General features: G+C 62.3%; 20 protein-coding genes. 13 read left to right on the plus strand and 7 right to left on the minus strand.

All coding sequences use genetic code 11. From position 1 onward, the window contains the following. Positions 1 to 141: 141 nt before the first annotated feature. Positions 142 to 1,029 carry a LysR substrate-binding domain-containing protein gene (locus M2400_RS22235; RefSeq protein ID WP_259198983.1) on the minus strand — a complete coding sequence of 296 codons (888 nt, stop codon included), beginning with the start codon at positions 1,027 to 1,029 and terminating at the stop codon, positions 142 to 144. Between the two features lie 118 nt (positions 1,030 to 1,147). Between M2400_RS22235 and M2400_RS22240 the strand changes: the two genes are divergently transcribed. Genes M2400_RS22240 through M2400_RS22250 form a run of 3 tightly spaced genes read left to right on the plus strand, consistent with a single transcriptional unit; the run spans position 1,148 to position 3,413 of the window. Further along, positions 1,148 to 2,152 carry an aldo/keto reductase gene (locus M2400_RS22240; RefSeq protein ID WP_177120183.1) on the plus strand — a complete coding sequence of 335 codons (1,005 nt, stop codon included), beginning with the start codon at positions 1,148 to 1,150 and terminating at the stop codon, positions 2,150 to 2,152. Between the two features lie 17 nt (positions 2,153 to 2,169). After that, on the plus strand, positions 2,170 to 2,967 hold the full coding sequence (locus M2400_RS22245; protein WP_218170914.1) for an SDR family NAD(P)-dependent oxidoreductase: 798 nt from the start codon (positions 2,170 to 2,172) through the stop codon (positions 2,965 to 2,967). Positions 2,968 to 2,996: 29 nt separating this feature from the next. Beyond that, on the plus strand, positions 2,997 to 3,413 hold the full coding sequence (locus tag M2400_RS22250) for an SRPBCC family protein (protein ID WP_177112962.1): 417 nt from the start codon (positions 2,997 to 2,999) through the stop codon (positions 3,411 to 3,413). Positions 3,414 to 3,529: 116 nt separating this feature from the next. Here the strand turns inward: M2400_RS22250 and M2400_RS22255 are convergent, their stop codons facing one another. After that, a complete protein-coding gene (locus M2400_RS22255; RefSeq protein WP_177042584.1) occupies positions 3,530 to 4,927 on the minus strand; it encodes a HAMP domain-containing sensor histidine kinase in 1,398 nt (465 codons plus the stop codon). Next, the gene (locus M2400_RS22260; RefSeq protein WP_003219726.1) at positions 4,905 to 5,588 is read right to left on the minus strand and encodes a response regulator transcription factor; all 684 of its coding nucleotides are present in this window, start codon (positions 5,586 to 5,588) and stop codon (positions 4,905 to 4,907) included. Before M2400_RS22260 ends, M2400_RS22255 begins: the two co-directional genes overlap by 23 nt. Before the next feature lie 367 nt (positions 5,589 to 5,955). Here M2400_RS22260 and M2400_RS22265 point away from each other — a divergent pair, with 367 nt between their 5' ends. The 5 genes from M2400_RS22265 (at position 5,956) to M2400_RS22285 (ending at position 13,107) form a co-directional block, all read left to right on the plus strand. Beyond that, positions 5,956 to 6,861 carry a hypothetical protein gene (locus M2400_RS22265; protein ID WP_259198982.1) on the plus strand — a complete coding sequence of 302 codons (906 nt, stop codon included), beginning with the start codon at positions 5,956 to 5,958 and terminating at the stop codon, positions 6,859 to 6,861. Between the two features lie 192 nt (positions 6,862 to 7,053). Beyond that, complete coding sequence (locus M2400_RS22270) at positions 7,054 to 7,401, plus strand: hypothetical protein (RefSeq protein ID WP_177042582.1); 348 nt, start codon at positions 7,054 to 7,056, stop codon at positions 7,399 to 7,401. Positions 7,402 to 7,497: 96 nt separating this feature from the next. After that, positions 7,498 to 8,736 (plus strand): TolC family protein, encoded by a 1,239-nt coding sequence (locus M2400_RS22275; RefSeq protein WP_259198981.1) that lies wholly within the window; start codon positions 7,498 to 7,500, stop codon positions 8,734 to 8,736. Beyond that, on the plus strand, positions 8,729 to 9,997 hold the full coding sequence (locus M2400_RS22280; protein ID WP_259198980.1) for an efflux RND transporter periplasmic adaptor subunit: 1,269 nt from the start codon (positions 8,729 to 8,731) through the stop codon (positions 9,995 to 9,997). Before M2400_RS22275 ends, M2400_RS22280 begins: the two co-directional genes overlap by 8 nt. Continuing rightward, positions 9,994 to 13,107, plus strand: a complete 3,114-nt coding sequence (locus M2400_RS22285; protein WP_259198979.1) for an efflux RND transporter permease subunit — start codon at positions 9,994 to 9,996, stop codon at positions 13,105 to 13,107. Before M2400_RS22280 ends, M2400_RS22285 begins: the two co-directional genes overlap by 4 nt. Positions 13,108 to 13,243: 136 nt before the next feature. On the opposite strand, the gene M2400_RS22290 is transcribed toward M2400_RS22285, so the two are convergent. Next, on the minus strand, positions 13,244 to 14,359 hold the full coding sequence (locus M2400_RS22290) for a Gfo/Idh/MocA family protein (RefSeq protein ID WP_259198978.1): 1,116 nt from the start codon (positions 14,357 to 14,359) through the stop codon (positions 13,244 to 13,246). Between the two features lie 429 nt (positions 14,360 to 14,788). Between M2400_RS22290 and M2400_RS22295 the strand changes: the two genes are divergently transcribed. The 5 genes from M2400_RS22295 (at position 14,789) to M2400_RS22315 (ending at position 20,133) form a co-directional block, all read left to right on the plus strand. Beyond that, a complete protein-coding gene (locus M2400_RS22295; RefSeq protein WP_256352032.1) occupies positions 14,789 to 15,829 on the plus strand; it encodes a YCF48-related protein in 1,041 nt (346 codons plus the stop codon). 15 nt (positions 15,830 to 15,844) lie between these two features. Then, positions 15,845 to 18,220 (plus strand): RND family transporter, encoded by a 2,376-nt coding sequence (locus M2400_RS22300; RefSeq protein ID WP_259198889.1) that lies wholly within the window; start codon positions 15,845 to 15,847, stop codon positions 18,218 to 18,220. A 118-nt stretch (positions 18,221 to 18,338) separates the two neighbouring features. Then, positions 18,339 to 18,635: a DUF5629 family protein gene (locus tag M2400_RS22305; protein ID WP_010172342.1), complete on the plus strand. Its 297-nt coding sequence runs from the start codon at positions 18,339 to 18,341 to the stop codon at positions 18,633 to 18,635. After that, positions 18,622 to 19,797, plus strand: a complete 1,176-nt coding sequence (locus M2400_RS22310) for a lactonase family protein (protein ID WP_177042574.1) — start codon at positions 18,622 to 18,624, stop codon at positions 19,795 to 19,797. The genes M2400_RS22305 and M2400_RS22310 overlap by 14 nt, the downstream gene beginning before the upstream one ends. A gap of 156 nt (positions 19,798 to 19,953) precedes the next feature. Further along, complete coding sequence (locus M2400_RS22315) at positions 19,954 to 20,133, plus strand: hypothetical protein (RefSeq protein WP_259198890.1); 180 nt, start codon at positions 19,954 to 19,956, stop codon at positions 20,131 to 20,133. A 136-nt stretch (positions 20,134 to 20,269) separates the two neighbouring features. Here the strand turns inward: M2400_RS22315 and M2400_RS22320 are convergent, their stop codons facing one another. From M2400_RS22320 to M2400_RS22330, 3 genes are read right to left on the minus strand one after another with little or no spacing between them, the layout of a single operon-like run. Further along, on the minus strand, positions 20,270 to 20,863 hold the full coding sequence (locus tag M2400_RS22320; RefSeq protein ID WP_259198891.1) for a glutathione S-transferase: 594 nt from the start codon (positions 20,861 to 20,863) through the stop codon (positions 20,270 to 20,272). Continuing rightward, positions 20,860 to 24,498 (minus strand): AAA family ATPase, encoded by a 3,639-nt coding sequence (locus tag M2400_RS22325; RefSeq protein WP_259198892.1) that lies wholly within the window; start codon positions 24,496 to 24,498, stop codon positions 20,860 to 20,862. The genes M2400_RS22320 and M2400_RS22325 overlap by 4 nt, the downstream gene beginning before the upstream one ends. Beyond that, a complete protein-coding gene (locus M2400_RS22330; protein ID WP_259198893.1) occupies positions 24,495 to 25,736 on the minus strand; it encodes an exonuclease SbcCD subunit D C-terminal domain-containing protein in 1,242 nt (413 codons plus the stop codon). Before M2400_RS22330 ends, M2400_RS22325 begins: the two co-directional genes overlap by 4 nt. Positions 25,737 to 25,893: the final 157 nt, after the last annotated feature.

Consider the following 25,893-nt stretch of genomic DNA (forward strand, 5'->3'; position numbering starts at 1 on the left):
ACCGAACCCATGTGGGAGCTGGCTTGCCTGCGATGCAGGCGCCTCGGTATACCTGACAAACCGCGGTGATGCCATCGCGGGCAAGCCCGGCTCCCACATTTGACCGGGGCAGGCGATCAAATAACGCATACCCCAATGCCCTCAACACTCAGTCAGTACTTTCCTGAACGTCTCCACCAACGGCCGCAAATTGATCCGATGCCACGCCGCCCACAGCGGTGTGGTGTACGTCAGCCACGGCAGTTCCCGCAGCACCACGCCCGGTGGTGCATTGCGGCTCAAACCCTTTTGCACCATCGCCACACCCAACCCCGACGCCACCAATCCCAGCGCGGTAAACGGCTCGCTGGCTTCCATCGGAATCTGCGGGGTAAAGCCCGCCCGAATGCACGCCGCAACGAAGTCATCCGCCGGGTTCGCCCCGGGTTTGCGTTGCACGCCAATCCACTGCTGTTCGGCCAGATGTTCGGGCAGCAACTCGCTGACGCCGGCCAGTGGATGCTGCTCGGGCAGCGCCAGCAACATCGGATCGTCCAGCACTTGCAAGGCGATCAGGTCCGGGTCATCTGCTGCCGGCGGTTCACCTACCAGGGCGATGTCGAGGCTGCGCTGGCGCAAGCCTTCCAGTTGCTCGATGGAGGGCAGGTTGTACAGGGCGATATGCACGTTGGGCCGCGCGTCGCGCAGTACCTTCAGGGCATTCGGTAGCACGCCGGCGTGCATGGCGTTTTCGATGTAGCCGATGCACAGGCCGCCTTCTTCGCCTTTGCCCAGACGCCGGCCGAGGGATTCCAGGCGGTTGGCGTGGGTCAGCAAGGCCTTGGTTTCGGCAAGAAACGTCTGGCCGTCGCGGGTCAGGCGGATGCGCTGTTGGCTGCGCTCGAACAGGGTCAAACCCAGGCGCTCTTCCAGTTGGGCGATCTGCCGGCTCAGGGGCGATTGGGAGATGTGCAACCGTTCGGCAGCACGCCCCACGTGTTCTTCTTCAGCGACTACAACGAAGTAGCGCAGTTGGCGGAAATCGATCATGTCAGACCTGTAGGGACTCAAGTTGGTCGCAGTATGTCTTGGACGGTCCGATCTCTGCAATCTACGATCTGCTCAACGGTCAACACAGCGACCTTGAACAATCTTGAGGATTTACCCCATGAGCTTGAAAGACAAACTGCCCGGCGTGCTGGGTTTTGGTACCGCCCCATTGGGCAACATGTTCCGCGCGATTCCTGAAGACGAGGCGCAAGCCACCGTTGAAGCGGCCTGGAGCCAGGGCGTGCGTTACTTCGACACCGCGCCGTTCTACGGTTCGGGCCTCTCGGAAATTCGCCTGGGCCAGGCCCTGTCGAAATACAACCGTGACGAGTATGTGCTCAGCACCAAGGTCGGCCGGGTGATCCTGGATGAAGTGGAAGAAAGCGCCCGCGACCTCGGCGAGAAAAGCGGCGTGTTCGAACATGGCCGGCCGAACAAGATGGTCAACGACTACAGCGCCGATGCCACCCTGCGTTCCATCGAAGACAGCCTCAATCGCCTGCAAACCGATCGCCTCGATATCGTATGGATTCACGACATCGCCCAGGACTTCTACGGCGACCAATGGCTGGACTACTTCAACCAGGCCCGCACCGGGGCTTTCAAAGTGCTGACCCGCCTGCGTGAAGAAGGCGTGATCAAGGCCTGGGGCCTGGGCGTCAACCGCGTCGAGCCTTGCGAGCTGACCCTGGACCTGACCGAAGCCCAGCCCGATGGCTTCCTGCTGGCCGGCCGCTACACCTTGCTCGACCATGAGCGTGCCTTGCAGCGCCTGATGGACGCGGCCCTGGCGCAGAACGTCGAGATCGTGGTGGGTGGCCCTTACAGCTCCGGCATTCTTGCGGGCGGCGCACATTTTGAGTACCAGAAAGCCAGCCCGGCGATCATCAGCAAGGTCGAGCAGATCAAGGCGATTGCCGCTGCCCATGGCGTCAGCGTGAAAGCCGCTGCACTGCAATTCTCCCTGGCCCACCCGGCGGTGGCGGCAGTGATTCCGGGTGCCAGTCGTCCGGGTCGAATTGCCGAAGACGTCGCGGCGTTGTCAGAGAAGATTCCCGCAGCCTTTTGGCAGGCCCTGCGCGACGCCCGATTGATTTCGGCCCGTGCACCGCTGCCGCTCTAACCACAGGAACGCGAACGATGAAAATTGATATCAGTGGCAAAGTCGCAATCGTCAGTGGCAGCACTGCCGGGATCGGCCTGGGCATCAGCCAGGCCCTGGCGCAATCCGGTGCCACGGTGGTGGTGATCGGGCGTGAATCGGGCAAGGTCGACGAGGCGCTGGCGACGATTCGCCAGGCTGTACCCGGTGCCGAGTTGCGCGGGTTGGTGGCAGACCTCGGCACGGTGGAGGGCGCTGAAAAACTGTTCGCCGCCGAGCCCCGGGCCGACATCCTGGTGAACAACCTCGGGATCTTCAACGACGTCGATTTCTTCGACGCCCCCGACAGTGAGTGGACGCGTTTCTACGAGGTCAACGTGATCTCCGGCGTGCGTTTGTCGCGGCACTACACGCCGGGCATGGTCAAGCAGGGCTGGGGGCGGGTTATTTTCGTATCGTCGGAATCCGGGGTGGCAACGCCGGCCGACATGATCAACTACGGCGTGACCAAAAGCGCCAACCTGGCGGTGTCCCATGGCTTGGCCAAACGGCTGGCGGGCACCGGGGTGACGGTCAATGCGATCCTGCCGGGGCCGACCTTTACCGATGGCCTGGAGCACATGCTCAAGGACGCGGTGGCCAAGTCCGGGCGCAGTGCGCGGGACGAGGCTGATGTGTTTGTGCGCAACGCCCGGCCGACGTCGATCATCCAGCGCGCAGCAAATGTGGATGAAGTGGCGAATCTGGTGGCGTACATTGCTTCACCGTTGTCCTCGGCAACCACCGGTGCCGCGTTGCGGGTCGACGGCGGTGTTGTCGACAGCATGGCGATCTGATTTTTCTTGAATGGTTTGGAGTGTGAATCGTGGCAAAAGCATCTGCTGTTATTGAAGTTCCGGTTTCGGCCGAACAGGTTTGGCAATTGGTGGGCGGCTTCAATTCGCTGCCGGATTGGTTGCCCTTTATCGTCAAGAGCGAGCCGAGTGAAGGCGGGCGTGTGCGCCATCTGCAAACGGCGGATGGCGGTGTGGTGGTGGAGCGGTTGCAAAGCTTTGATAACGTCGCGCGCACCTACAGCTACTCGATCAGCGAGTCGCCGTTTCCGGTGAGTGAGTACCTGGCGACGTTGAAGGTGGAAGGGCTGACTGCCAGCTCTGCGAAGGTGACCTGGTCGGGTGTGTTTACCCCGGTGGCCGGTGTGACGGATGCGGCGGTGGAGGAGTTGTTTGCCGGTGTGTATAGCGGTGGGCTTGAGGCACTGCGGGGCAATTTCCCGGGTTAATAAGGCTCAACTGTAGGAGCTGGCTTGCCGGCGATCGCATCACCTCGGTGTACCTGATACACCGAGGTGTCTGCATCGCCGGCAAGCCAGCTCCTACATTGGGTTTGGGGTGTTCTTCAGGCTTCTGGCATCAGTTGTTGGCGGCATTCCAGGATCAATTTTGCGCCGCCGCTTTCGCTGCTGCCTACTTCCAGTTTAAAGCCGTGCAGGTTGATGATCGCGGCCACGATCGACAATCCCAACCCGAACCCGCCTTGTTGCTGATTACCTTCGTCCACTCGATAAAAGCGTTGGAACACTGCGGCACGTTCCGCTGCAGGAATCCCGGGGCCGGTGTCGAGTACTTCGATGCGGGTGCTGCCGGCATCGTTCACGCCACGCAGAATCACTTTGCCGCCCGGTGGGGTGAATTTGATCGAGTTGCTCAGCAGGTTGGCCAGGGCTTCGAACAGCAAGGCGCGGTCGCCGGTGATCCAGGGCAACGAGGCCGGCACTTCCAGCAGCAGTTCCATCTCGCCTTCTTCTGCCAGGGGCAGGTAGAAGTCATGGAGCTCCTGCAGCAAGGGCAGGGGGTCGAGCACCAGGAAGCCGGAGCGACGCTGGTGGTCTTCCAGTTCGGAAATCCGCAGCAAGCCGCGAAAGCGTGCCATCAGGGTGTCGGTCTCGGCGATGGCCGCGTCCAGTTGCAGGGCGTGGGGGGCGTCTTCATCGGCCTGTTGCTGGATCCGGTACAACTGCGCCCGCAGGCGGGTCAGCGGGGTACGCAGGTCGTGGGCGATGTTGTCGCACACGCCCTTGACCTCGTTCATCAGTTTCTCGATGCGGTCGAGCATCGCGTTGACGATGGCCGCCAGCATGTCGAGTTCGTCGCGTCGGTCCGACAGCGGCAAGCGATGGGTCAGGTCGCCGGCCACGATGGCTTCGGCACTCGCCTGGATCCCTCGAATCCGCCGCAACGGGCGCCGCCTGAGCAGGTGCCAGCCGGCCGCGCCGGGAATGATCGTCAGGGTGATCCCCCACAGCAAGGCATGCAGGATGATGCGCGTCACGCCGAACAGCGAGCCGTTGGCGCGCACCAGGATCAGCCAGCGCCCGTCTTCGGTGTGGGTGGCCACGGCGTCGCAGCTGTCGCGGGGCAGTTTCGGGTCGTCGGAGTCGATGCAGTTGGCCAGGGCATGGATGTGCCCGTCCATCGGCAGGTCCGGCGGTATCACGCGGATCGGGCCACTGATGGGGTTGAACTGATTGTCGAACAGGCCGTAGGCGTCAACGCCTTTCATGTCGAAAGTCATGCTGGTGGTCAGGGCTTCCACCAGTTCTTCGCCGTCAAAGCGCTGGAACAGGTGCTGGCGCTGCATCAGCGAGTGGCGCGAGAGGTCGCCCAGGTAACCGGACACCTCGTAGTACAGCACGCCCATGAGGATGCAGCTCCAGGCCACGAACAACGAACTGTAGAGCGCCAGCAGCCGGCTGCTGGAAGAGCGCCAGCCTTTAGAGGGGTTCAGCAATGACATACCCGGAACCTCGTACCGTGCGGATCAGCGGCGTGAGGCCCGGCGGGTCGATTTTTTTGCGCAGGCGACCGATGTGCACATCGATCAGGTTGGTGCCCGGGTCGAAGTGATACCCCCAGACTTCCTCGAAGATCATCATCCGCGACAGGATTTGCCCGGTGTTGCGCATCAGGAATTCCAGCAGTTTGTATTCCGTCGGCAACAGGCTCAGGGGCTGTTCGGCGCGGCTGGCTTCACGGCTGATCAGGTTCAGTTCCAGATCGGCCACGCGCAGGGCGGTCTCGAATTCCTTGACCGTGCTTTTGCGGCGCAGCAGCACTTCGACGCGGGCGGCCATTTCGTCGGAGGCGAACGGTTTGGTCAGGTAGTCATCCCCACCGGCACGCAGGCCGCGTACCCGTTCATCCACATCGGAGAGGGCGCTGATCATCAGGATCGGCGTGGATACGCCAATGGTGCGCAGGGTGGTGACGATGGCCAGGCCATCCAGTTCCGGGAGCATGCGGTCGAGGGTGATCAGGTCGTAATCACCGCTGACGGCACGGACCAGGCCTTCGCGGCCATTGTCTACCCAGTCAACGTCCAGTCCATGGCTACTCAGCTCGGCAACGATCTCGCGGGCCGTTACGGCGTCGTCCTCGATGGTCAAAATGCGGGTCATAAGGATTACCTGGTGAGCGATTCACACTGAAGTGCGGGCATTTTGCCAAGAAATGATAGCCCGCTTCCTAAATAAAAATTTATGTAGGCATAAACGACACAATTCACCTTACCCCGCTGAATCTGAACGAATGCTGTGCGTGTAGGAATTTATCCTTCCAAGCCTTGCGCGCGGGTCGTTTCCTACGGGGAATGCATAACGCCCGCCGCTCCCGGGCATTTCTTGCAAGTTGCATGGTTCAAATTAGTTCAAATTACTTAACTAATTGAAATATATGGGGTTTTATTTTAAAGGCTCCTGGCACGGTGCCTGCACTGTCCCTTTTGAGACTTGTAACACTATTTTTCATGCCTGGAGCAAAACAACAATGATTACATCCTCATCCACGCTGCAAGAGTCGAGCGCGCTCTCCGGGGTTTCCTGGGGGGCGATTTTTGCCGGGGCTGCCGCCGCGGCCGCATTGTCCTTGATATTGGTGCTGCTGGGCTTCGGCCTGGGCTTTTCGGCGGTATCGCCGTGGGCCGACAGCGGTATCAGCGCCAAAGGGCTTGGCATTTCCACCATTGTCTGGCTGGCGGTTACGCAGATCATCGCGTCGGGGATGGGCGGTTACCTCGCCGGTCGCCTGCGGGTGAAATGGGCCAATATGCACGGCGATGAGGTGTACTTTCGCGACACCGCCCATGGCTTCCTGGCCTGGGCCGTGGCGACACTGGTGACGGCGGTGCTGATCGTCGGTTCGGTCAGCAGTGTGGTCAGCGGTGGTGTGAAGGCGGGTGCCAGTGTGGCCTCGGGTGCTGCCAGCGGCATGAGCCAGGTGGCGGGTGCTGCGTCCAAGGGTGAAGACTTCGGCTATTACGTCGACAGCCTGTTCCGTGATGATCGCCCGGCAGCCGTCAGTGATGACGCGGTGCATGGTGTGGTTGCCCGCATCTTTGCCCGTACCGTGAGCAACAACGGCCAGTTGGCGCCGGAAGACCGTGCGTACCTGGCGCAACTGATCAGCCAGCGGACCAACCTCAGTCAGGCCGATGCCGAGGCGCGTGTGGACCAGGTTTATGGCCAGGCCCAGAAGGCGCTGGAGGATGCCAAGTTGAAAGCCAAGCAGGCTGCTGACACTGCGGCGAAAGTCGCTGCCTATACATCGCTGTGGACCTTCGTGGCGCTGTTGATCGGTGCGTTTTTTGCCAGCCTCGCTGCAACCTTTGGCGGTCGTCGCCGGGATGCGGTGGTGTATCTGGAAACCACTGCACACACCACGTCCGTTCGTTAATTCAAGGAGACTGTCATGCGCTCATTACTGCTGTTTTTCCTCGGTGTGCCTATCCCGGTCATTATCCTGATCGCGATCTTCATGCACTGATCCTGTTGTCTGTTTGACCCAAGCCGCGCCTGCTCCAGCAGGCGCGGCTTTTTGCTGTTTGTTAATTGTTGCTTAACCGCCTTTTGTCTAGACTCCCGCCCCATGAGCCGCTATCTGCGTTTTTTTCTCGTCCTGTTGTTGAGCCTCTCGCTTCCCCTGACCGGGATGGCGGGCGTGCCGTCGAGCAGCGAGCCGTGCCCGATGCAGATGTCCGATATGCAGATGATGAGCGACATGTCTGCGGACTGTTGCGCGGACGGTGCGGGCCACGCCGATCACGGCAAGAGCTGCAAGCCCGGACAGGAATGCAAGACTGGCGGCATGCTGCAGCTGTCGATGCCCGTGCTCAAGTCACCCGTTGCTGGCTCCCATCCGGTGGTTGCCGGCCTGGGGTCTGATTTCATCCCCGACCGCACGCCGTCCGGCGTCTGGCGTCCGCCCCGTACCTGAATCCTGTTGCACCTGAAGACTCGTCCCCGACCCGGGATGGCCTTGCTGTGGGCCGCGTAAAGCGGAGTGCAGCGCAACAGAACAGGAAACTTCAAGATGAATTCCCTATGCGTGCGTGCCCTGGTGGTGGGCGTGCTGGCGTGGCCGACGCTGGCGTCTGCGCTGACCCTGGATGAGGCCCTGCGCCTGGCGCAAAACAACGCGCCGTCGCTGGCGGCCGAATCCGCTAAATTGCAGGCTGCTGGCCAGGCGGCGATACCGGCAGGTGAGTTGCCGGACCCGAAACTGGTGGTGGGCCTGCAGAACTTCCCCATTGGCGGGCCCAATCGCGGCACGCTGTATGGCGATGACATGACCGAGCAGATGATCGGCATCCAGCAGCAAGTGCCCAGCCGCGACAAGCGCAAGGCGCGCGTGGAGTTGGCCTCGGCCAGCGTGGACACGGCGGCCGCCGAAGGCCGCATCGAGCGCCTGAACGTGCGCCAGGCCACCGCCCAGGCGTGGATTCGCGCCTATGCGGTGGAGCGCAAAGAGGCCCTGTTCAAGGACTTCTATCAGCAGAATCGCCTGCTGCAAGACACCGTGCGTGCGCAGTTGGCCGGTGGGCGTGGGCAGCCTTCCGACACGGTGATCCCCAAACAGGAAGCCGCCGACCTTGCTGGGCGCGAGGACGAACTGATCCAGCAACGCGCCCAGGCCCGCGCTGCCCTCAAGCGCTGGATCGGCCCGGCCGCCAGCGAAGCCCCCAGCGGCCAGTTGCCGAACTGGACAATCGACACCCATGGCTTCACCCACAACCTGCACCAGCACCCGGAACTGCAAGCCTTTGTGCCGCGTACCCGCGAGGCCGAAGCCCGGCTGAACGAGGCCAGGGCGCAGAAGACTTCGGACTGGAGTTGGGAGGTGGACTATCAGCACCGTGGCCGTGAATACGGTGACATGGTCAGCCTGCAATTGACCTTCGATCTGCCGATCTTCCCCGGTCGCCGGCAGAACCCCGGCATCGCCGCCAAGCAGGCTCAACTCGACCAGCTGGACGCCGAGCGCGAAGCCAAGACCCGCGAACACACCCAGGAACTTGAAGACGACCTGGCTACCTACCAGCGCCTGGACCGCGCCGTGCAGCGCAGCCAGGACAGCCTTGTGCCGCTGGCCGAGGAGAAGGTTGCCCTGAGCCTGGCGGGTTACCGCGCGGGCAAGGGCGACCTGATGAACGTGGTCAGCGCCCGCCGTGAGTGGGTCGAGGCGCGCTTCAAACAGATTGATGCCATTGAGCAGCGCGCCCTGACCGGCGCCCAGCTGTATTTCGCTTACGGGGAACCCGCCAATGAATAACCGAATCGTGAACATGGCGCTGTTGGGCGGCGTCCTGCTGCTGGGCCTGGGGGGCGGCTACTGGCTGGCGCAGAAACCGGCCATGGCCGGGGCGATGCAGGCGCCGCAGGAGAAAAAGGCGTTGTACTGGTACGACCCGATGTACCCGCAGCAGAAATTCGACAAGCCGGGCAAGTCGCCCTTTATGGACATGCAACTGGTGCCGCGATATGGCGGCGAGCAGGGCGCAGCGGCGGACACTGCGGCGATTCGCATCGATTCGAGCCTGACCCAGAACATCGGCGTACGCCTGGCGAGTGTCAGCCGCGGCGTGTTGGCGTCGAGTCTTGAACTGTCGGGAATCCTCGCCTTCAACGACCGCGATGTGGCGGTGGTGCAGGCCCGGGCTGCGGGTTTTGTCGAGCGGGTTTACGCCCGTGCGCCGGGTGATGTGCTCAAGGCCGATGCGCCCCTGGCCGACATTCTGGTGCCGGAATGGGCCGCCGCTCAGGAAGAATTCCTTGCCCTGCGCCACAGCGACGCCGGCCTGTTGGCCGCCGCCCGCCAGCGCCTGCGCCTGAGCGGCATGCCCGCCGGGGTGATCGCGCAAATGGAGCGCAGCGGCCGGGTGCAATCGGTGATGACCATTACCAGCCCGCTGGCCGGCGCGTTGCAAACGCTGGACGTGCGCGAGGGCATGACCGTCGCGCCGGGCCAGACCCTGGCGCGGGTCAATGGCCTGGGCAGCGTGTGGCTGCAAGTCGCCGTGCCTGAAGCCCAGGGCGCTGCGTTGGCGGTTGGGCAAACCGTCGAGAGCCGGTTTGTTGGTTTGCCGGGGCAGGCATTCAGCGGCACCGTCAGCGCGATTCTGCCGGCCACCGCCATGGACAGCCGCACCGTGCAGGTCCGGGTCGAGCTGCCCAACCCTGATGGCCGGTTGCGGCCCGGCATGACCGCTCAGGTGCGCCTGGCCCAATCCACCGGCCAGTCGGTGCTGTTGTTGCCGAGCGAAGCGCTGATTCGCACCGGCAAACGCGTGCTGGTGATGGTGGCCGAGGTGGGCGGACGTTATCGCCCGGTAGAAGTGCAGGTGGGTGCGGAAAACCAGGACCAGACCGTGATCGTCGCAGGCTTGCAGGAAGGCCAGCAGGTGGTCGCCTCGGGTCAATTTCTGCTGGACTCTGAAGCAAGTTTGAAGGGAATCACCACTCAATCGTCCGACGGTTTTTCAAATGAGGGGGCCATGGACGGCATGAGCATGCAACCGGGAGCCCGACCATGATCGCCCTGTTGATTCGTTGGTCGGTGGCCAACCGCTTTTTGGTTTTGCTGGCGACTTTATTCGTCACCGCATGGGGCTTGTGGTCGATCCAGAACACGCCGGTGGACGCCCTGCCGGACCTGTCGGATGTGCAGGTGATCATCCGCACGCCGTACCCGGGCCAGGCGCCGCAGATTGTCGAGAACCAGGTCACGTACCCGATGACCACCACCATGCTCTCGGTGCCGGGGGCGAAGACCGTACGCGGCTTTTCGTTCTTCGGCGACAGCTACGTCTACGTGCTGTTTGACGAAGGCACCGACCTGTATTGGGCACGCTCGCGGGTGCTGGAATACCTGAGCCAGCTGCAGGCGCGCTTGCCGGCGTCGGCCAAGCCGGCGCTGGGCCCGGACGCCACCGGTGTCGGCTGGATCTACCAGTACGCCCTGGTGGACCGCACCGGCAAACATGACCTGGCGCAGTTGCGCTCGTTGCAGGACTGGTTCCTCAAGTTCGAACTCAAGACCCTGCCCAACGTCGCCGAAGTGGCGACCATTGGCGGCCAGGTCAAGCAATACCAGGTGCAGATCGATCCCCTGGCCCTGGCCAGTCGCGGTATCACCCAGGCGCAAGTGGTGGAGGCCATCGGCAAGGCCAACCAGGAAGCCGGCGGCTCGGTGCTGAACATGGGCGAGTCGGAATACATGGTGCGCGCCTCCGGCTACCTGAAGACCCTGGAGGACTTTCGCGCGATCCCCCTGCGGCTCGACGCCAACAACGTGCCGGTGACCCTCGGTGATGTGGCGACAATCCAGCTGGGCCCGGACATGCGCCGGGGCATCAGCGAGCTGGATGGCGAAGGCGAGGCGGTGGGCGGGGTGGTGATCCTGCGCAGCGGCAAGAACGCCCGCGAGGCCATCGCGGCGGTGAAGAGCAAGCTGGAACAACTGAAAACCAGCCTGCCGCCCGGCGTGGAAATCGTCACCACCTACGATCGCAGCAAACTGATCGACCGCGCCGTGGACAACCTCAGCCACAAGCTGCTGGAGGAGTTCCTGGTGGTGGCACTGGTGTGCGGGATCTTCCTGTGGCACCTGCGCTCGTCCCTGGTGGCGATCATCTCGTTGCCGGTGGGGGTGTTGATTGCCTTTATCGTGATGCGCTTCCAGGGCATCAACGCCAACATCATGTCCCTGGGCGGGATTGCGATTGCCATCGGCGCGATGGTGGATGGCGCGGTAGTAATGATCGAGAACGCCCACAAGAAAATCGAAGCCTGGCACCACGCGCACCCGAACCAGGAATTGAAGGGGGAGGAACACTGGAAGGTCATCACCGACGCGGCGGTGGAGGTGGGGCCGGCGCTGTTTTTCTGCCTGCTGATCATCACCTTGTCGTTTATCCCGGTGTTCACCCTGCAAGCCCAGGAAGGCCGCTTGTTCGGGCCGCTGGCCTACACCAAGACCTACGCCATGGCCGCGGCGGCGGGGTTGTCGGTGACCTTGATCCCGGTGCTGATGGGGTACTGGATTCGCGGGCGCATCCCCGACGAGCAACGCAACCCGCTCAATCGCGGCCTGATCAAGCTCTATCAGCCGGCGCTCGAGTCCGTGCTGCGCTGGCCGCGCATGACCTTGCTGGTGGCGCTGTTGATGGTCGCCAGTGCACTGTGGCCGGTGTCGCACCTGGGGGGTGAATTCCTGCCGCCGCTGGATGAAGGCGACCTGCTGTACATGCCTTCGGCGCTGCCGGGGTTGTCAACGCAAACCGCGGGCGCGTTGTTGCAGCGTACCGACCGCTTGATCAAGAGCGTGCCGGAAGTTGCCCATGTGTTCGGCAAGGCCGGCCGCGCGGAAACCGCCACCGACCCGGCGCCGCTGGAAATGTTCGAAACCACCATCGAGTTCAAGCCGCGAGACCAATGGCGCCCGGGCATGACCCCGGAAAAACTGGTGAAGGAACTCGACCGGGTGGTGCAGGTGCCGGGCTTGACCAACATCTGGATCCCGCCGATCCGCAACCGCATCGACATGCTCGCCACCGGCGTCAAAAGCCCGATAGGCGTGAAGGTGGCGGGCACCAGCCTGATGCAGATCGACGCCGTGACCCAGGCCGTGGAAAAGGTCGCCAAAACGGTGCCCGGCGTCAGCTCGGCCTTGGCCGAACGCCTGACCGGCGGGCGCTACATCGACGTGGACATCGACCGCCCGGCGGCTGCACGCTATGGCCTGAACATCACCGATGTGCAGTCCATCGTTTCCGGGGCGATTGGCGGTGAAAACATTGGCGAGACCGTCGAAGGCCTGGCGCGGTTTCCCATCAACCTGCGCTACCCGAAAGAATGGCGCGACTCGGTGAGCGCCTTGGGCAACCTGCCGATCTACACGCCTTCGGGCAGCCAGATCACCCTGGGTACCGTGGCCAAAATAAAGGTCACTGAAGGCCCGCCGATGCTCAAGAGCGAAAACGCCCGACCTTCCGGCTGGGTGTACATCGACGTGCGCGACCGCGACCTGGCGTCGGTCGTGAAGGATCTGCGTGAGGCAATCAACCGGAACGTGCAACTTCAGCCGGGCATGAGCCTCAGCTATTCGGGGCAGTTCGAGTTCCTGGAGCGGGCCAATGAACGCCTGAAACTGGTCGTGCCGGCGACCCTGCTGATCATTTTCGTGCTGCTGTACCTGACGTTCCGCCGGGTGGATGAGGCGCTGCTGATCCTCGCCACGTTGCCGTTCGCGCTGACCGGCGGGGTCTGGTTGTTGTACTGGCTGGGCTTCAACCTGTCGGTGGCTACGGGCGTGGGCTTTATTGCGTTGGCGGGGGTATCGGCCGAGTTCGGCGTCATCATGCTGCTGTATTTGAAAAACGCCTGGGCCGAGCGCCAGGGAGGAGGGGACCAGGCCTTGCTGGAAGCCATCACCGAAGGCGCCGTATTGCGCGTACGCCCCAAGGCGATGACCGTGGCCGTGATCATCGCCGGCTTGTTGCCGATCCTGCTGGGCGGCGGCACCGGCAGCGAAGTCATGAGCCGGATTGCCGCGCCCATGATCGGTGGCATGCTCACCGCACCGCTGCTCTCCCTGTTCGTCATCCCGGCGGCGTACCGCCTGATGCGCAAACCTCAAAGCTGACAAAAATCAAATGTAGTAGCTGGCTTCTGTGGGAGCTGGCTTGCCTGCGATAGCGGTGTAACAGTCAGCGAATATGCTGGCTGACACACCGCTATCGCGGGCAAGCCCGGCTCCCACATTTGATCTCCTCTATCCTTTAAACCTCACTCAGCCTGACCCACCGCTCCTCCCGAGCCGCCACCCGAATTGCCGCCGCCAACCGCTCCACCTCCCAAGCCGCCGCAAAATCCGTCCCATCACTGCCTTTGCCAGCCAACGCCATCACCAGCTCATGCACCTCCAGCGTCTTCAACTCGTTGTACCCCAACTGATGCCCCGGCGCCGGACTGAACGCCGCATACCCCGCAAGCGCAGGCCCCGCCAGCAACCGTTGAAACCCCTCCTGCCCGACCCGGAACAGCTGCAATTCATTCAACCGCTCCTGATCAAACAACAACGTGCCCCGCGTGCCACTGATCTCAAAGCTCAGGTGATTCTTATACCCATGCTTCAGCCAACTGCTGCTCACCGTCCCCCGCGCACCGTTGGCAAACCGCAACAACGCATGCACCTGATCATCCACCGCAATCTCCCGCAGCGTCTCACTCCCGGCAGTGGCAGGCCGCTGCCCGTGCACCGTCTGCGTATCGGCACACACACTTACGACATCCCCCACCAAATAGCGCGCCATGGACAGCAAATGACTGCCCAGGTCCGCCAAGGCCCCACCGGCATGCCCCACCTCACAGCGCCACGACCAGGGCGACGCTGCATCCGCCATGAAATCCTCGCTGAATTCCCCTTGGAAACTGATGATCTCTCCCAACTCACCGCTGTCGATCAACTGCTGGGCCAGGCCAATCATCGGGTTGTGCTGATAGTTGTAACCCACCCGGGTCACCACCCCGGCCTTGCTCGCCGCATCGCGCATGGCCGCCGCCTGTTCCAGGCTCACCGCCAGCGGCTTCTCGCAATACACCGCCTTGCCTGCCGCCAGCGCAGCCATGGCCATCGGATAGTGCAAATGGTTGGGTGTGGTGATGGCGACGACATCCACCTTGGGGTCGTCGATCAACTGCTGCCAGTCGCCATGTGCCTGGGCAAATCCCCAGTCGCTGGCGCAGCGCTTGGCGCGTTCGGTATCGGCATCGGCCAGGGCGGCCAGGGTAAGCTTCACCGGCAGCTCGAACACCGCCCGCGCGTTATTGAACGCCAGGGCGTGGGCACGCCCCATAAAGCCTGTGCCAATCAGGCCGATTCCGAGTTCGCGCATAGCCAGGTACCTTCGAATTATTGTTGTGAGAAAGCTATTTATGGAATAAATATTCTCAACATTCAATAGATAGAATAAAAATTCATTCTCGGGACGAACAATGCACCCCGTGGCGAGGGAGCTTGCTCCCGCTGGAGTGCGAAGCGCTCCCAGGATTTTGGGGCCGCTGCGCAGCCCAGCGGGAGCAAGCTCCCTCGCCACAGCAAGCTCCCTCGCCACGATCACCGCTACTGATAGCATTACATTCAGCACCGGCTTAACCCCTTCCAGTTAACAAAACATAACGTAGCGCCGATTGTCAGACGATTCCAAAGCCCGCTAGGATGGCCCAGCTTGCCCAAGGCGCTCTAGATTGCAGGTTTCAGGGCTCCTCACGGCAAGACGACCTAACAATAATAAATGGGAGAAAGGTCTATGAGTGAGCCTGTCATGGGTGTGGTGTTTTTCCGCCCGAAGGCCACGCGCAGGGTCGCATTGCTGGCCACAGCGCTCTCGTTGCTGGGGGCTGTCGCGTTGTCGACAGCGGCCCACGCCGCCACTGAAACCCCCGCCGCAGCGGTGTTTGCCATTGATTCCCCCAAGGCCGCCAAAAGCCTGATGATCGACGTGGTGCACGCAGGCAAACGCCTGGTCGCCGTCGGTGATCGCGGGCACATTCTCTATTCCGACGACCAGGGCGCCACCTGGACCCAGGCCAAAGTCCCCACCCGGCAACTGCTGACGGCCGTGTTTTTCGCCGACGACCAACACGGCTGGGCCGTGGGCCATGACGCACAGATCCTCGCCAGCACCGATGGCGGCGTGACCTGGACCCAGCAATTCCAGGACCTCAAGCGCGAAGCGCCGCTGCTCGACGTCTGGTTCAAGGACGCCAGCACCGGCTTTGCCGTGGGCGCCTACGGTGCGCTGGTCGAAACCACCGACGGCGGCAAGACCTGGGACGACGTCAGCGACCGTCTCGACAACGAAGACCAATACCACCTCAACGCCATTGCCCAGGTCAAAGACGCCGGGCTGTTTATCGTCGGCGAGCAGGGCAGCATGTTCCGCTCCCATGACGAGGGGCAAACCTGGGAAAAACTCGAAGGCCCCTACGAGGGCTCGCTGTTCGGCGTGATCGGCACTGCCCAGGCGCAAACCCTGTTGGCCTACGGCTTGCGCGGCAACCTGTTTCGCTCCACGGATTTTGGCAGCACCTGGGAGCCGGTGGAATTGAACGCCACCCGTGGCGCGCTGGAGTTCGGCCTGTCGGGGGCGACCCTGCTGGACGACGGCTCCATCGTGGTGGTGGGCAACGGCGGCAGCGTGGTGGTCAGCCACGACGACGGCCTGACCTTCAGCGTATTCAATCGCCCGGACCGCATCTCGCTGTCGGCGGTCACGGCGGCGGGCAACGGCAACTTGATTCTGGCGGGGCAGGGCGGCGTTCGCGTGGCCAGTCCAACCGGCGCCGAGCCGACAAAACAATAAGAAGGCGGGGACACAATGAGCAGTCATCACAACGACAAGGCCACGTTTCTCGAGCGCCTGATTTTCAATAACCGCCCGGCAGTGATCACGATCTGCCTGTTGGTGAGTATTTTCCTGTTCTGGCAGGCGACGTTGATTCGCCCGTCCACCAGCTTCGAAAAAATGATCCCCTTAAAGCACCCCTTCATCGAGAAGATGATGGAGCACCGCAACGACCTGGCGAACCTGGGCAACACCGTGCGCATTTCGGTGGAAGCCAAGGACGGTGACATCTTCACCAAGGAATACATGGAGACCCTGCGCCAGATCAACGACGAGGTGTTCTACATCTCCGGCGTCGACCGCTCCGGGCTCAAGTCCCTGTGGAGCCCCAGCGTGCGCTGGACCGAAGTTACCGAGGAAGGTTTTGCCGGCGGCGAAGTGATCCCGCAGAGCTACAACGGCTCGCCGGAAAGCCTCGACCAGCTGCGCAACAACGTGCTCAAGTCCGGGCAGGTGGGGCGGCTGGTGGCCAACGATTTCAAGTCGAGCATCGTCGACATTCCGCTGCTGGAGTCCTATCCCGACCCGCAAGACCAGGGCAAGTTGCTGGCCCTGGACTACCGCAAGTTCTCCCATGAACTCGAAGACAAGATCCGCGACAAGTTCGAAGCGCAGAACCCCAACGTCAAGATCCACATCGTCGGGTTTGCCAAGAAGGTCGGCGACCTGATCGACGGCCTGGTGATGGTGGTGCTGTTCTTCGGGATCGCTTTCGTCATCACTCTGGTGCTGCTGCTGTGGTTCACCAACTGCCTGCGCAGTACCGTCGCGGTGTTGAGCACCACGCTGGTGGCGGTGATCTGGCAGCTTGGGCTGATGCATGCCCTGGGTTTCGGGCTGGATCCCTACTCGATGCTGGTGCCGTTCCTGATCTTCGCCATCGGCATTTCCCACGGCGTGCAGAAGATCAACGGGATCGCCCTGCAGTCCAGTGATGCCGACAACGCCCTGACCGCAGCCCGGCGTACTTTCCGCCAGCTGTTCCTGCCGGGCATGATCGCGATCCTCGCCGATGCGGTGGGCTTTATCACCCTGCTGATCATCGACATCGGCGTGATCCGCGAACTGGCCATCGGCGCCTCGGTGGGGGTGGCGGTCATCGTGTTCACCAACCTGATCCTGCTGCCGGTGGCGATCTCCTATGTGGGCATCAGCAAGCGCGCGATCGCCAAGAGCAAGAAGGATGCGCACCGCGAACACCCGTTCTGGCGCCTGCTGTCGAAGTTCGCCAGCCCCAAAGTTGCCCCGGTGTCGATCGCCCTGGCGCTGGTCGCCTTCGGTGGCGGCCTCTGGTACAGCCAGAACCTGAAAATCGGCGACCTCGACCAGGGCGCCCCGGAGCTGCGCCCGGACTCGCGCTACAACAAAGACAACAACTTCATCATCAGCAACTACTCCACCAGCTCCGACGTACTGGTGGTGATGGTCAAGACACCGCCGGAAGGCTGCTCGCGCTATGAAGCCATGGCGCCCATCGACCAGTTGATGTGGAAGATGCAGAACACCGAGGGTGTGCAGTCGGCCATCTCGCTGGTGACCGTGTCCAAGCAGATGATCAAGGGCATGAACGAGGGCAACCTGAAATGGGAAACCCTGTCGCGCAACCCCGACGTGCTGAACAACTCCATCGCCCGTGCCGATGGCCTGTACAACAACAATTGTTCCCTGGCGCCGGTACTGGTGTTCCTCAACGACCACAAGGCCGAGACCCTCGACCGCGCGGTGCATGCGGTGCAGGACTTCGCCAAGGAGAACAACAAGGACGGCCTGGAATTCATCCTCGCCGCCGGTAACGCCGGGATCGAGGCCGCCACCAACGAGGTGATCAAGGAATCCGAGCTGATCATCCTGATCCTGGTGTACCTGTGCGTCGCCACCATGTGCATGATCACCTTCCGTTCCTGGGCGGCGACCCTGTGCATCGTGCTGCCGCTGGTGCTGACCTCGGTGCTGGGCAACGCGCTGATGGCGTTCATGGGCATCGGCGTCAAGGTCGCGACCTTGCCGGTGGTGGCGCTGGGCGTGGGGATTGGCGTGGACTACGGCATCTACATCTACAGCCGCCTGGAGAGTTTCCTGCGGGCCGGCCTGCCGTTGCAGGAAGCCTATTACCAGACCCTCAAGTCCACCGGTAAAGCCGTGCTGTTCACCGGCCTGTGCCTGGCCATCGGCGTGTGCACCTGGATCTTCTCGGCGATCAAGTTCCAGGCCGACATGGGCCTGATGCTGACCTTCATGCTGCTGTGGAACATGTTCGGCGCGCTGTGGCTGTTGCCGGCGCTGGCACGCTTCCTGATCAAGCCCGAGAAGCTGGCGGGGCAGAAGGGCAATTCGCTGTTCGCTCACTGATCCAACGCTGTTCGCCAAAACGCCGTGGCCTGTGCCACGGCGTTTTGCATTGCGCGGGCTTAGGCCGATGCAACGATTTGACCTATCATGAGGTCTTTCCCCTTGATGATTGATGGTTATGACTGCCGACACCGCTACCTTGCTCAACGCTTTTGAAGACTGCCAGATGGTCGAGATCGATGGCCTGCATACCTTCGATTTCAGCCTGGATGACCAGAAGTTGCTGATCATCTGCATGGACGGTCGTGCCGAGAAGCGCTGGAGTTTCAGCCTGGAGCAGGTCAAGGCGGCGACCTTTGATCAGACCTTGCAAAGCTGGACCCTTACCGGTGACTCGGGCGAACACCGCCTGGTCTGCATGAGCGGCGTTACCGGCAACAATAATGACGAGGATGAAGCGGATGATGATGCGTAAATTCTGGCCCCTGCTGATGGCCGGCAGCGTAGGCGCGATGTCGGTCCAGGCTGCGCCGGTGGACACCTTTGAATTGCTGGTGGGCAGCTACACCGCCGGCACCAGCGAAGGCATCTACCGCCTGCAGTTCGACAGCCGCACCGGGCAGTTCAGCGGCCAGCCGGTGCTCGCCGCCAAGGCAGCCAACCCGTCGTGGCTGACCTTGTCCAAAGACCAGAAACACCTGTTTGTGGTCAATGAAAACGGCCCGGGCCAGAAAGACCCGGTAGGGCGCGTGAGCAGTTACAGCATCGACCCGAAGAACCATCAACTGACCCTGATCAACCAGGTGCAGAGCCTGGGCAACGAGCCGACCCATTCCAGCCTGGCCAGTGACGGGCGTTACCTGTTCGTGGCCAACTATTCGGTGCTGGAAGATCCAGGCGGCAGCCTCGCGGTATTGCCGGTAGACGCCGAAGGCAAGCTGTCACCGCCGGTGCAACTGAGCGGGCACCCGGCCAGCCGGGTCAACCCTGAACGCCAGGCGTCCAACCACGTGCACTCGGTGGTGTCTTCGCCGGACGGCAAATACGTGTTTGTCCAGGACCTCGGTGCGGACAAGATCTTTGCCTACCGCTACGACCCCAAGGCCAACCATGAACTGCCGCTGACCCCGGCCGACCCTGCGTTTGTGCAACTGCCTCCGGGCAGCGGCCCGCGTCACCTGCTGTTCACCGCGGATGGCAAGCACGCCTGGCTGACCACCGAGATGAGCGCGCAGGTTGCGGTGTTCGACTACAACGATGGCAAGCTGACCCAGAAGCAGTTGGTCAACTTCGCTGACGGCCAGCCGGTGTCCGACAAGGCCGGCGCTGCGCTGCACACCTCAAGCGACGGCAAGTTCCTCTACGTGAGCAACCGTGGCACCGCCAACCAGATGCTGGTATTTGCCATCGACCCCGCCACCGCGCAGTTGAAAGAGATCCAGCGCCGCTCGGTGGAAGGTGATCACCCCCGGGAGTTCGCCCTGGACCCCAGCGGCAAGTTCCTGCTGATTGCCAACCAGAAGAGCAACCAGATTGTGGTCGTCGAGCGCGATCCCAAGACCGGTCTTTTAGGCAAAACCACGCAGAAACTGGCGATTGATGCCCCCAGCGACCTCAAGTTCCTGGTGCGACACTAAGCCACAGGCCCCGCAGTGCGGGGCCTGACCCCTTGTATTAATCGTATTGATAGCGGCTAGTGTTTCAATGAATTTCTAAGGCTAACCCCTCGGGCGTAAGTTTGGTTCCAAGGCCAACACAGGCCACCAAGCCAACCGAACACAAGGGTTACCGACATGAACTTCAATCTCTTCTCGATCATCGCCGCTTCCGCTGTTTCTGCCACCGTAGCGTTGCCAGCCAGCGCCAGCGTTGAGATCAGCAGCAAAAAATCCAGCACCAGCGCCTACACCCAGAAATACCTGCAACAAAGCGCCAACTTCTACGCAGCCCTGGACCAAAAAATCCAGAACTGAGCGCAATACTCTTTAAGAGCAGGTTTGTTGTGGCGAGGGAGCTTGCTCCCGCTGGACTGCGCAGCAGTCCCATTTTTGGGGTCGCTTCGCAACCCAGCGGGAGCAAGCTCCCTCGCCACAAAAGCTGGCTCTGACCTCAAGGTTTTGCCATCACCGCGACAAACAGCGGCGACTCCAGAAACCGCCGCAACCACCCCTGCAACCGCGGATAAGGCGCCCGGGCAAACCATTCCCGATCCACGTGGGCAAACTGCCTTATAAACGGCACCAGTGCCACATCCGCCAGGCTCAAATGCCCGGCCAGCAAATACTCCCGCCCGGCCAGCAATCCCTCCAGCTTCAACAAAAACACCTCACCTTGCGCCCGATAAACCTCCATCGGCTGCTCCGGATAACGCTCGGCATACTTGTATCGATTCAATTGATGTTTGAAGCCCTGATCATTCTCGTCAATCAGCGCCTGCGTCGCCGCCTCATCCGCCAGCAACCAACGCTCGGGATCGTTCTGTGCCAGCGCCCAGCGCATAATCGCAAGGCTCTCATCGATCACCCGGCCATCCACACTCAGCACCGGCACCGTGCCCTTGGGCGACAGCGCAAGCATTTCAGCCGGCTTGGCCTTGAGGCTCACCTCGACAATCTGCACCGCTACCCCGCAATACCGCAGGGCCATCCGCGCCCGCATCGCATACGGGCAACGGCGGAACGAATACAACACCGCCTGGCTCACTTGACCTCCAGGGTGCTCAAGCCATTGCCCTGGCGCTTGACCTGAATCTGCACCGGAATCCGCTCGTGCATTTCCTGCACGTGGGAAATCACCGCCACCTTGCGGCCCTGAGCCTGCAAGCCGTCGAGGGCGTCCATCGCCAGTTGCAGCGATTCGGGATCGAGGCTGCCAAAGCCTTCGTCGATAAACAGCGATTCGATCTTCAACGTACTGGAGGCCATTGACGCCAGGCCCAACGCCAGCGCCAGCGAGACCAGGAACGTCTCGCCACCGGACAACGAGTGCACCGAGCGCAGTTCGTCGCCCATTTCCGTGTCGAGCACCAGCAGGCCCAGCATGCTGCCACCGCGTTTCAGGCGGTAGCGGCGCACCAGTTGGCGCAGTTGCACGTTGGCGTGGTGCACCAGCAGGTCGAGGTTGTAGGCCTGGGCGATCTTGCGGAAGGTATCGCCGGTGGCCGAGCCGATCAGCGCATTCAGGCGTGCCCAGCGTTGCCATTCTTCGTAAGCCTTGGCGATTTCGGCCGCCAGCGCCTGGTTGGCGTCCTGGCGACGCTGGTCATCGGCTTGTTGCGCGCGCAGTTCGGCGCAGTGTTTTTCGCCAATGGCCAACGCAGCGTTGAGTTCGGCCAGGGCGCTGTCCAGTTGCTCGGCGTCGAGGTTGCCGTTGTGCAGTGCCTGGTGATCCTTGAGCCGCTGTTCGCGCTCCTGCAGCAGTACCTTGGCCTGTTCGACGGCTTTTTCGCTGTGTTGCAGTTGCTGGCGCAGTTCGGCCACCTGCGGCTCATCGAAGGCCACCAGGCGCGCCAGACCTTGGTCATCGAGTTCCGGGTGCAAGGCACGCCAGTCACCGAGGCGCGTAGTGAGGGCCTGTTGCTCGGTGTCCAGAGCCTGTTGGCGCTCCTGCAGTGACTTGAGGTCGGCGGCCAGTTGGATCAACTGGTTGCGGGTGTCCTGCAACTGTTGGTTGGCCTCGGTCTCATGCTGCCGCGCCTGCTCGACGGCCTGGTCCAGTTGCTGTTGCCAGTGTTCGGCGCTGGAGTTTTCCCCCAGCAGCCCGGCGAGTTTTGCCTCGGCAGCCTGTTGCAGGGTGCTCTGTTCGGCGAGCTGTTTCTGCAAGGTCTCCAGTTGCTGCTGGCGATGTTGCTGGCGGTCCGTTTCCTTGTCGATGGCCTGCTGGCGCTGGAGCTGTTCGGCCAGTTGTTCTTTCTGGTTATCCAGCTGCTCCAGGCGCTGGCTGACTTGTTGGTCGAGCAACATGAAGGTCGCCGCCGGCTCGCTGCGCAGGCCATCGAGGGTCTCGGTGGGCAACAGGCTGGCGAAGGCGTTGAGTTCTTCGTCCAGGCGTTCGCGGTCGTTGGCCAGTTCCCGCTGCTGGTCGATCAGCAATTGGCGCGCCTGTTGGCTGGCGTCCTGGGCGGCTTGCAGTTGCTGCTGCATGCGCCCGGCATTTTGTTGCAGGTTGAGCAGGGCGCCCTGGCGTTGTTCATCCTGGCTGAGGCTCTGGCTGAGCTGGCTCAGTTGCTGGGCAAGCCAGGCATCTCGTTTGGCTGCATCCTGGTTGAACAGCGAGGCTGACAACGGATGGGCTTCAAGGCTCGGAGCCAGGGCCTGTTGTTCTGTCGCGACATCTTGTTGTTGGCGCAAAAGCTCTTTTTGCTGGGCAATCAGCTCCCCCAGCTCCGTGCGCAGCCCGTCCATCTTTTCTTTTAGTGCATCAACGGCTTTGCGGGCATTGGTCACTTCATCCTCATCGTGGCGCTCAAGGCTGCTGAGCAATACTTCGGATGAGTGATAAGGGTGTTCGATGCTTCCACACACGGGGCAGGGTTGCTCGGACTCTAATTGTTCGCGCAACGTTTGAACGTTGATATCACGGGCCAGTCGCTGACGTTCCAGCAACTGCTGAATAACCGAAAGGGTTTGTTCGGCTACCGCAAGGTCCGCCTTGGCTTGAACGCCGACTCGGTTGAACTCTTCACGTTGTTGCTTGGCGGCCTGCTGCTTGGCAATAAGGTCATTGGCGCGCACGTCCAGCTTTTGACTGGTTTCCCACAGCCGCGCCAGGTCTTCAAACGCGCGATGTTGCTTGCGATTGTCCTGCAGCAGGCTGCCCAGCAATTGAATCTGCTCGGCCACCGCATGAGGCTCGGCGCCGGCTTCGTGGTACAGCAGGTCCAGGGCTTCACGTTGCTCGGTCCACTTTTCACCGAGGCGGGTGGCGCGCTCTTCCAGTTGCGGCAGTTCAGCCTGACCTTTATTCAGGCGGTTGCCGATCAGCATCAACTGTTGCAAGCGGTCGCGGTACGCGCTCCAGGCGTCGCTCAAAGGCGCAAGCGCGGCGCTGCGCTCAAGCTCCGCGGCCAGCCGGTTCAGGCGTTCGGCGACGAGTTTTTGCTTGTCGAGCAAGCCGGTCAATGTCGCCTGGCCTTCCACACAGGCGGCTTCGCCCAGCTGTTTTTCTTCACTGCGCCTGGCCAGCTCGCGGGTCAGGTGGGCGAGGGTGGTTTGCTCCTCGAACGCCTGGCGCAGCAAGGGCACGGCGTCAGCTTGTTGTTTCAGGGCCTGGGCGAGGGCCGCGTGCACGTCGGTCTGCTGCTGTTGCAGTTGCGTCTGGCGGGTGTGCAGCGCGGCTTGCTGCTCAAGGTGCTGCTGGATCTGTGCGGCGAGGGGCTGCAACTGTGTGGTCAGTTCGGCCTGGCGGGCGAAGTGGTGACGTTGCGGCGCCAGTTGTTCCAGGCGGCTGAGGTCCAGGCGTTGCGGGCCCTGGCTTTCCCAGTGTTGCTGGGCCTGTTGCAGCTGTTCGGCTGCGCCTTGCTGGCGCTCCTGCCATTCCCGCAGTTCCTTGAGCCAGGTGTGCTGCAGCTCAAGCTGCTTGAGTTGCGCCTGTTGGGTCTTGAGTTGCTGCTGGGCGGCGGCCAGTTGTGCGTCAAGTTCGGCGCGGGCTTCGGGGGCCAGTGGGGTAAAGCCGGTGGCCTGGTCTTGCAGGTGTTTGTGGGCGTCCCGGGCGTCTTTGGCCTTGTCGAAGGCGCGGCGGCCAAGCTGGGTGTAGAGCGCGGTGTCGGTGAGCTTTTCCAGCAGTTCGCTGCGCTCGTTGTCGTTGGCCTTGAGGAACGCGCTGAACTCACTTTGGGCCAGCAACACGGCGCGGGTGAACTGCTCGAAGTTCAGGCCCAGGGCCAGTTCCAGCTGGGTTTTGTATTCGGTCTTCTGGCTGGCCAGCAGTTGCTCGCTGTCCAGGTCGATCAGGCTTTGCCGGCTGTTTTGCAGCTTGCCGCTGGCCTTGTCCCGGGCGCGGTTGGCTTCCCAGCGGGCGCGGTAGCGGCGGCCGCTGACGCCGACAAAATCAACCTCGGCGTAACCACCACCGGTGCCCCGGCGAATCAGGGTGCGCGGGTCGCCGATGGAAATGTCGGTATCGGCATCCGGCATTTTTGCCTGGCCGGTATCGCCCAGGCGCGGCACGGCGCCAAACAGCGCCAGGCACAGGGCATCGAGCAAGGTACTTTTACCGGCGCCGGTGGGCCCGGTAATCGCGAACAACCCGGCGCTGGCCAGGGGCTCGGCGGTGAAGTCGATTTCAAACGGGCCCGCCAACGAGGCGAGGTTTTTCAGGCGAATGGCGAGGATCTTCATGGCTGTTCGCCCTCCTGTTGCACTTCCTGGAGCAGCACGGCGAAGTCCTTCAAGGTTTGTTCGTCCACTTCACTGCCGTAGCTTTCCTGCCAGGCGCGGCTGAACAATTCCTGGGGCGTGAGCTGGTCGAGCTCGATCAGGCGGTCTTCCTGGCTGTCTTCGCGGCTGCCGCTGCCGGCGTATTCGGCGGCGATGCGCACCAGGCGCACGGCTTTGCCTTGCAGGGCATTTTCCACTTGCTGGCGCAGGTCGGGTTGCGGCTCGTCGAGGCGCACCCGCACTTCCAGCCAGGGCTGGCGCTGGGTTTCGGCCAGCAGGTCGATGTCGGGCAAGTCGGCCAGTTGCTTGAGGATATCGGCCAGGGGTGCGGCTTCCAGGCGTTGCAGGTTGACCGAACGGGGGATCAGCCGTGATTCGACGCTGACCAGGGTTTCGCCGTCCAGCTGCACGTCGAGGATCTGATGCTGGTAGCCGATTTCCGAAAATGACAGCGGGATCGGCGAGCCGCAGTAGCGAATCCGCTCCTCCCCATTCACCCGCTGGGGTTTGTGCAAATGACCGAGGGCCACGTAACTGACGCTGGCATCGAACAGGCTGGCGGGCAGCGCCTCGGCATTGCCGATGATCAGGCTGCGCTCGGAGTCTTCCGACACCGAGCCGCCGGCCATGTGCGCATGGCTGATGGCAACCAGCGCCTGGCCTGGCTGGCGCTTGGCGTTGGCGGCGGCGATCAGCCATTCGTGAACCTGGCCGATGCCCCGCAGGTAATCGTCCCCCAGTTGCGCGCCGGTCACTTCGGCCGGGCGCAGGAAGGGCAGGGCCAGGCACCAGCCGGCGATTTCACCGTCGGCGCCGGGCAATGGAATCAGCAGGCGTTCGACATCCAGTTGCCCGTCATCCAGCCACAGCACCCGGCCCAGGGCGTGGGTGCGCAGACGGCGCATCAGCGGCGCTGGCAGTTCGATGCGTGAACCGGAATCGTGGTTGCCGGCGATCATCACGATGGTCAGCGCGGGGTTTTGCTCGTGGGCGCTGATGATGAAGTCATACAGGCGCTCCTGGGCCTTGAGCGGCGGGTTGACCGTGTCGAAGATATCGCCGGCGATCAGCAGCACATCAGGGCGGTGCAGGCCCAACTGGCCCAGCAGCCAGTCGAGGAAGCAGGCGTGTTCGAAGTCGCGTTCCTGGCCGTGGAGGTTTTGCCCAAGGTGCCAGTCGGAGGTGTGAAACAGACGCAAGGCGATCTCCGTAAAAAAGAGGGTGACCGCTCAAGACAGGATGGCGGTACGCAGAACCGCCAATTCTACTGTGCTAATGAACCTATTGCGCGCACACCCTGCTTTTTGTGGCGAGGGAGCTTGCTGTGGTGGGGAGACTACTGTGGTGGGGAGCTTG

It is taken from the genome of Pseudomonas sp. BIGb0558, assembly GCF_024807515.1.
GTDB lineage: Bacteria > Pseudomonadota > Gammaproteobacteria > Pseudomonadales > Pseudomonadaceae > Aquipseudomonas > Aquipseudomonas yamanorum_A.

Bases quoted from the DNA above. Each gene is read 5' to 3' on its own strand.
- M2400_RS22280 (WP_259198980.1), top strand. From the start codon at position 8,729: ATGAATAACCGAATCGTGAACATGGCGCTGTTGGGCGGCGTCCTGCTG.
- M2400_RS22285 (WP_259198979.1), top strand. From the start codon at position 9,994: ATGATCGCCCTGTTGATTCGTTGGTCGGTGGCCAACCGCTTTTTGGTT.
- M2400_RS22240 (WP_177120183.1), top strand. From the start codon at position 1,148: ATGAGCTTGAAAGACAAACTGCCCGGCGTGCTGGGTTTTGGTACCGCC.
- M2400_RS22265 (WP_259198982.1), top strand. From the start codon at position 5,956: ATGATTACATCCTCATCCACGCTGCAAGAGTCGAGCGCGCTCTCCGGG.
- M2400_RS22275 (WP_259198981.1), top strand. From the start codon at position 7,498: ATGAATTCCCTATGCGTGCGTGCCCTGGTGGTGGGCGTGCTGGCGTGG.
- M2400_RS22315 (WP_259198890.1), top strand. From the start codon at position 19,954: ATGAACTTCAATCTCTTCTCGATCATCGCCGCTTCCGCTGTTTCTGCC.
- M2400_RS22255 (WP_177042584.1), bottom strand. From the start codon at position 4,927: ATGTCATTGCTGAACCCCTCTAAAGGCTGGCGCTCTTCCAGCAGCCGG.
- M2400_RS22305 (WP_010172342.1), top strand. From the start codon at position 18,339: ATGACTGCCGACACCGCTACCTTGCTCAACGCTTTTGAAGACTGCCAG.
- M2400_RS22310 (WP_177042574.1), top strand. From the start codon at position 18,622: ATGATGATGCGTAAATTCTGGCCCCTGCTGATGGCCGGCAGCGTAGGC.
- M2400_RS22270 (WP_177042582.1), top strand. From the start codon at position 7,054: ATGAGCCGCTATCTGCGTTTTTTTCTCGTCCTGTTGTTGAGCCTCTCG.
- M2400_RS22245 (WP_218170914.1), top strand. From the start codon at position 2,170: ATGAAAATTGATATCAGTGGCAAAGTCGCAATCGTCAGTGGCAGCACT.
- M2400_RS22300 (WP_259198889.1), top strand. From the start codon at position 15,845: ATGAGCAGTCATCACAACGACAAGGCCACGTTTCTCGAGCGCCTGATT.
- M2400_RS22295 (WP_256352032.1), top strand. From the start codon at position 14,789: ATGGGTGTGGTGTTTTTCCGCCCGAAGGCCACGCGCAGGGTCGCATTG.
- M2400_RS22260 (WP_003219726.1), bottom strand. From the start codon at position 5,588: ATGACCCGCATTTTGACCATCGAGGACGACGCCGTAACGGCCCGCGAG.
- M2400_RS22290 (WP_259198978.1), bottom strand. From the start codon at position 14,359: ATGCGCGAACTCGGAATCGGCCTGATTGGCACAGGCTTTATGGGGCGT.
- M2400_RS22325 (WP_259198892.1), bottom strand. From the start codon at position 24,498: ATGAAGATCCTCGCCATTCGCCTGAAAAACCTCGCCTCGTTGGCGGGC.
- M2400_RS22235 (WP_259198983.1), bottom strand. From the start codon at position 1,029: ATGATCGATTTCCGCCAACTGCGCTACTTCGTTGTAGTCGCTGAAGAA.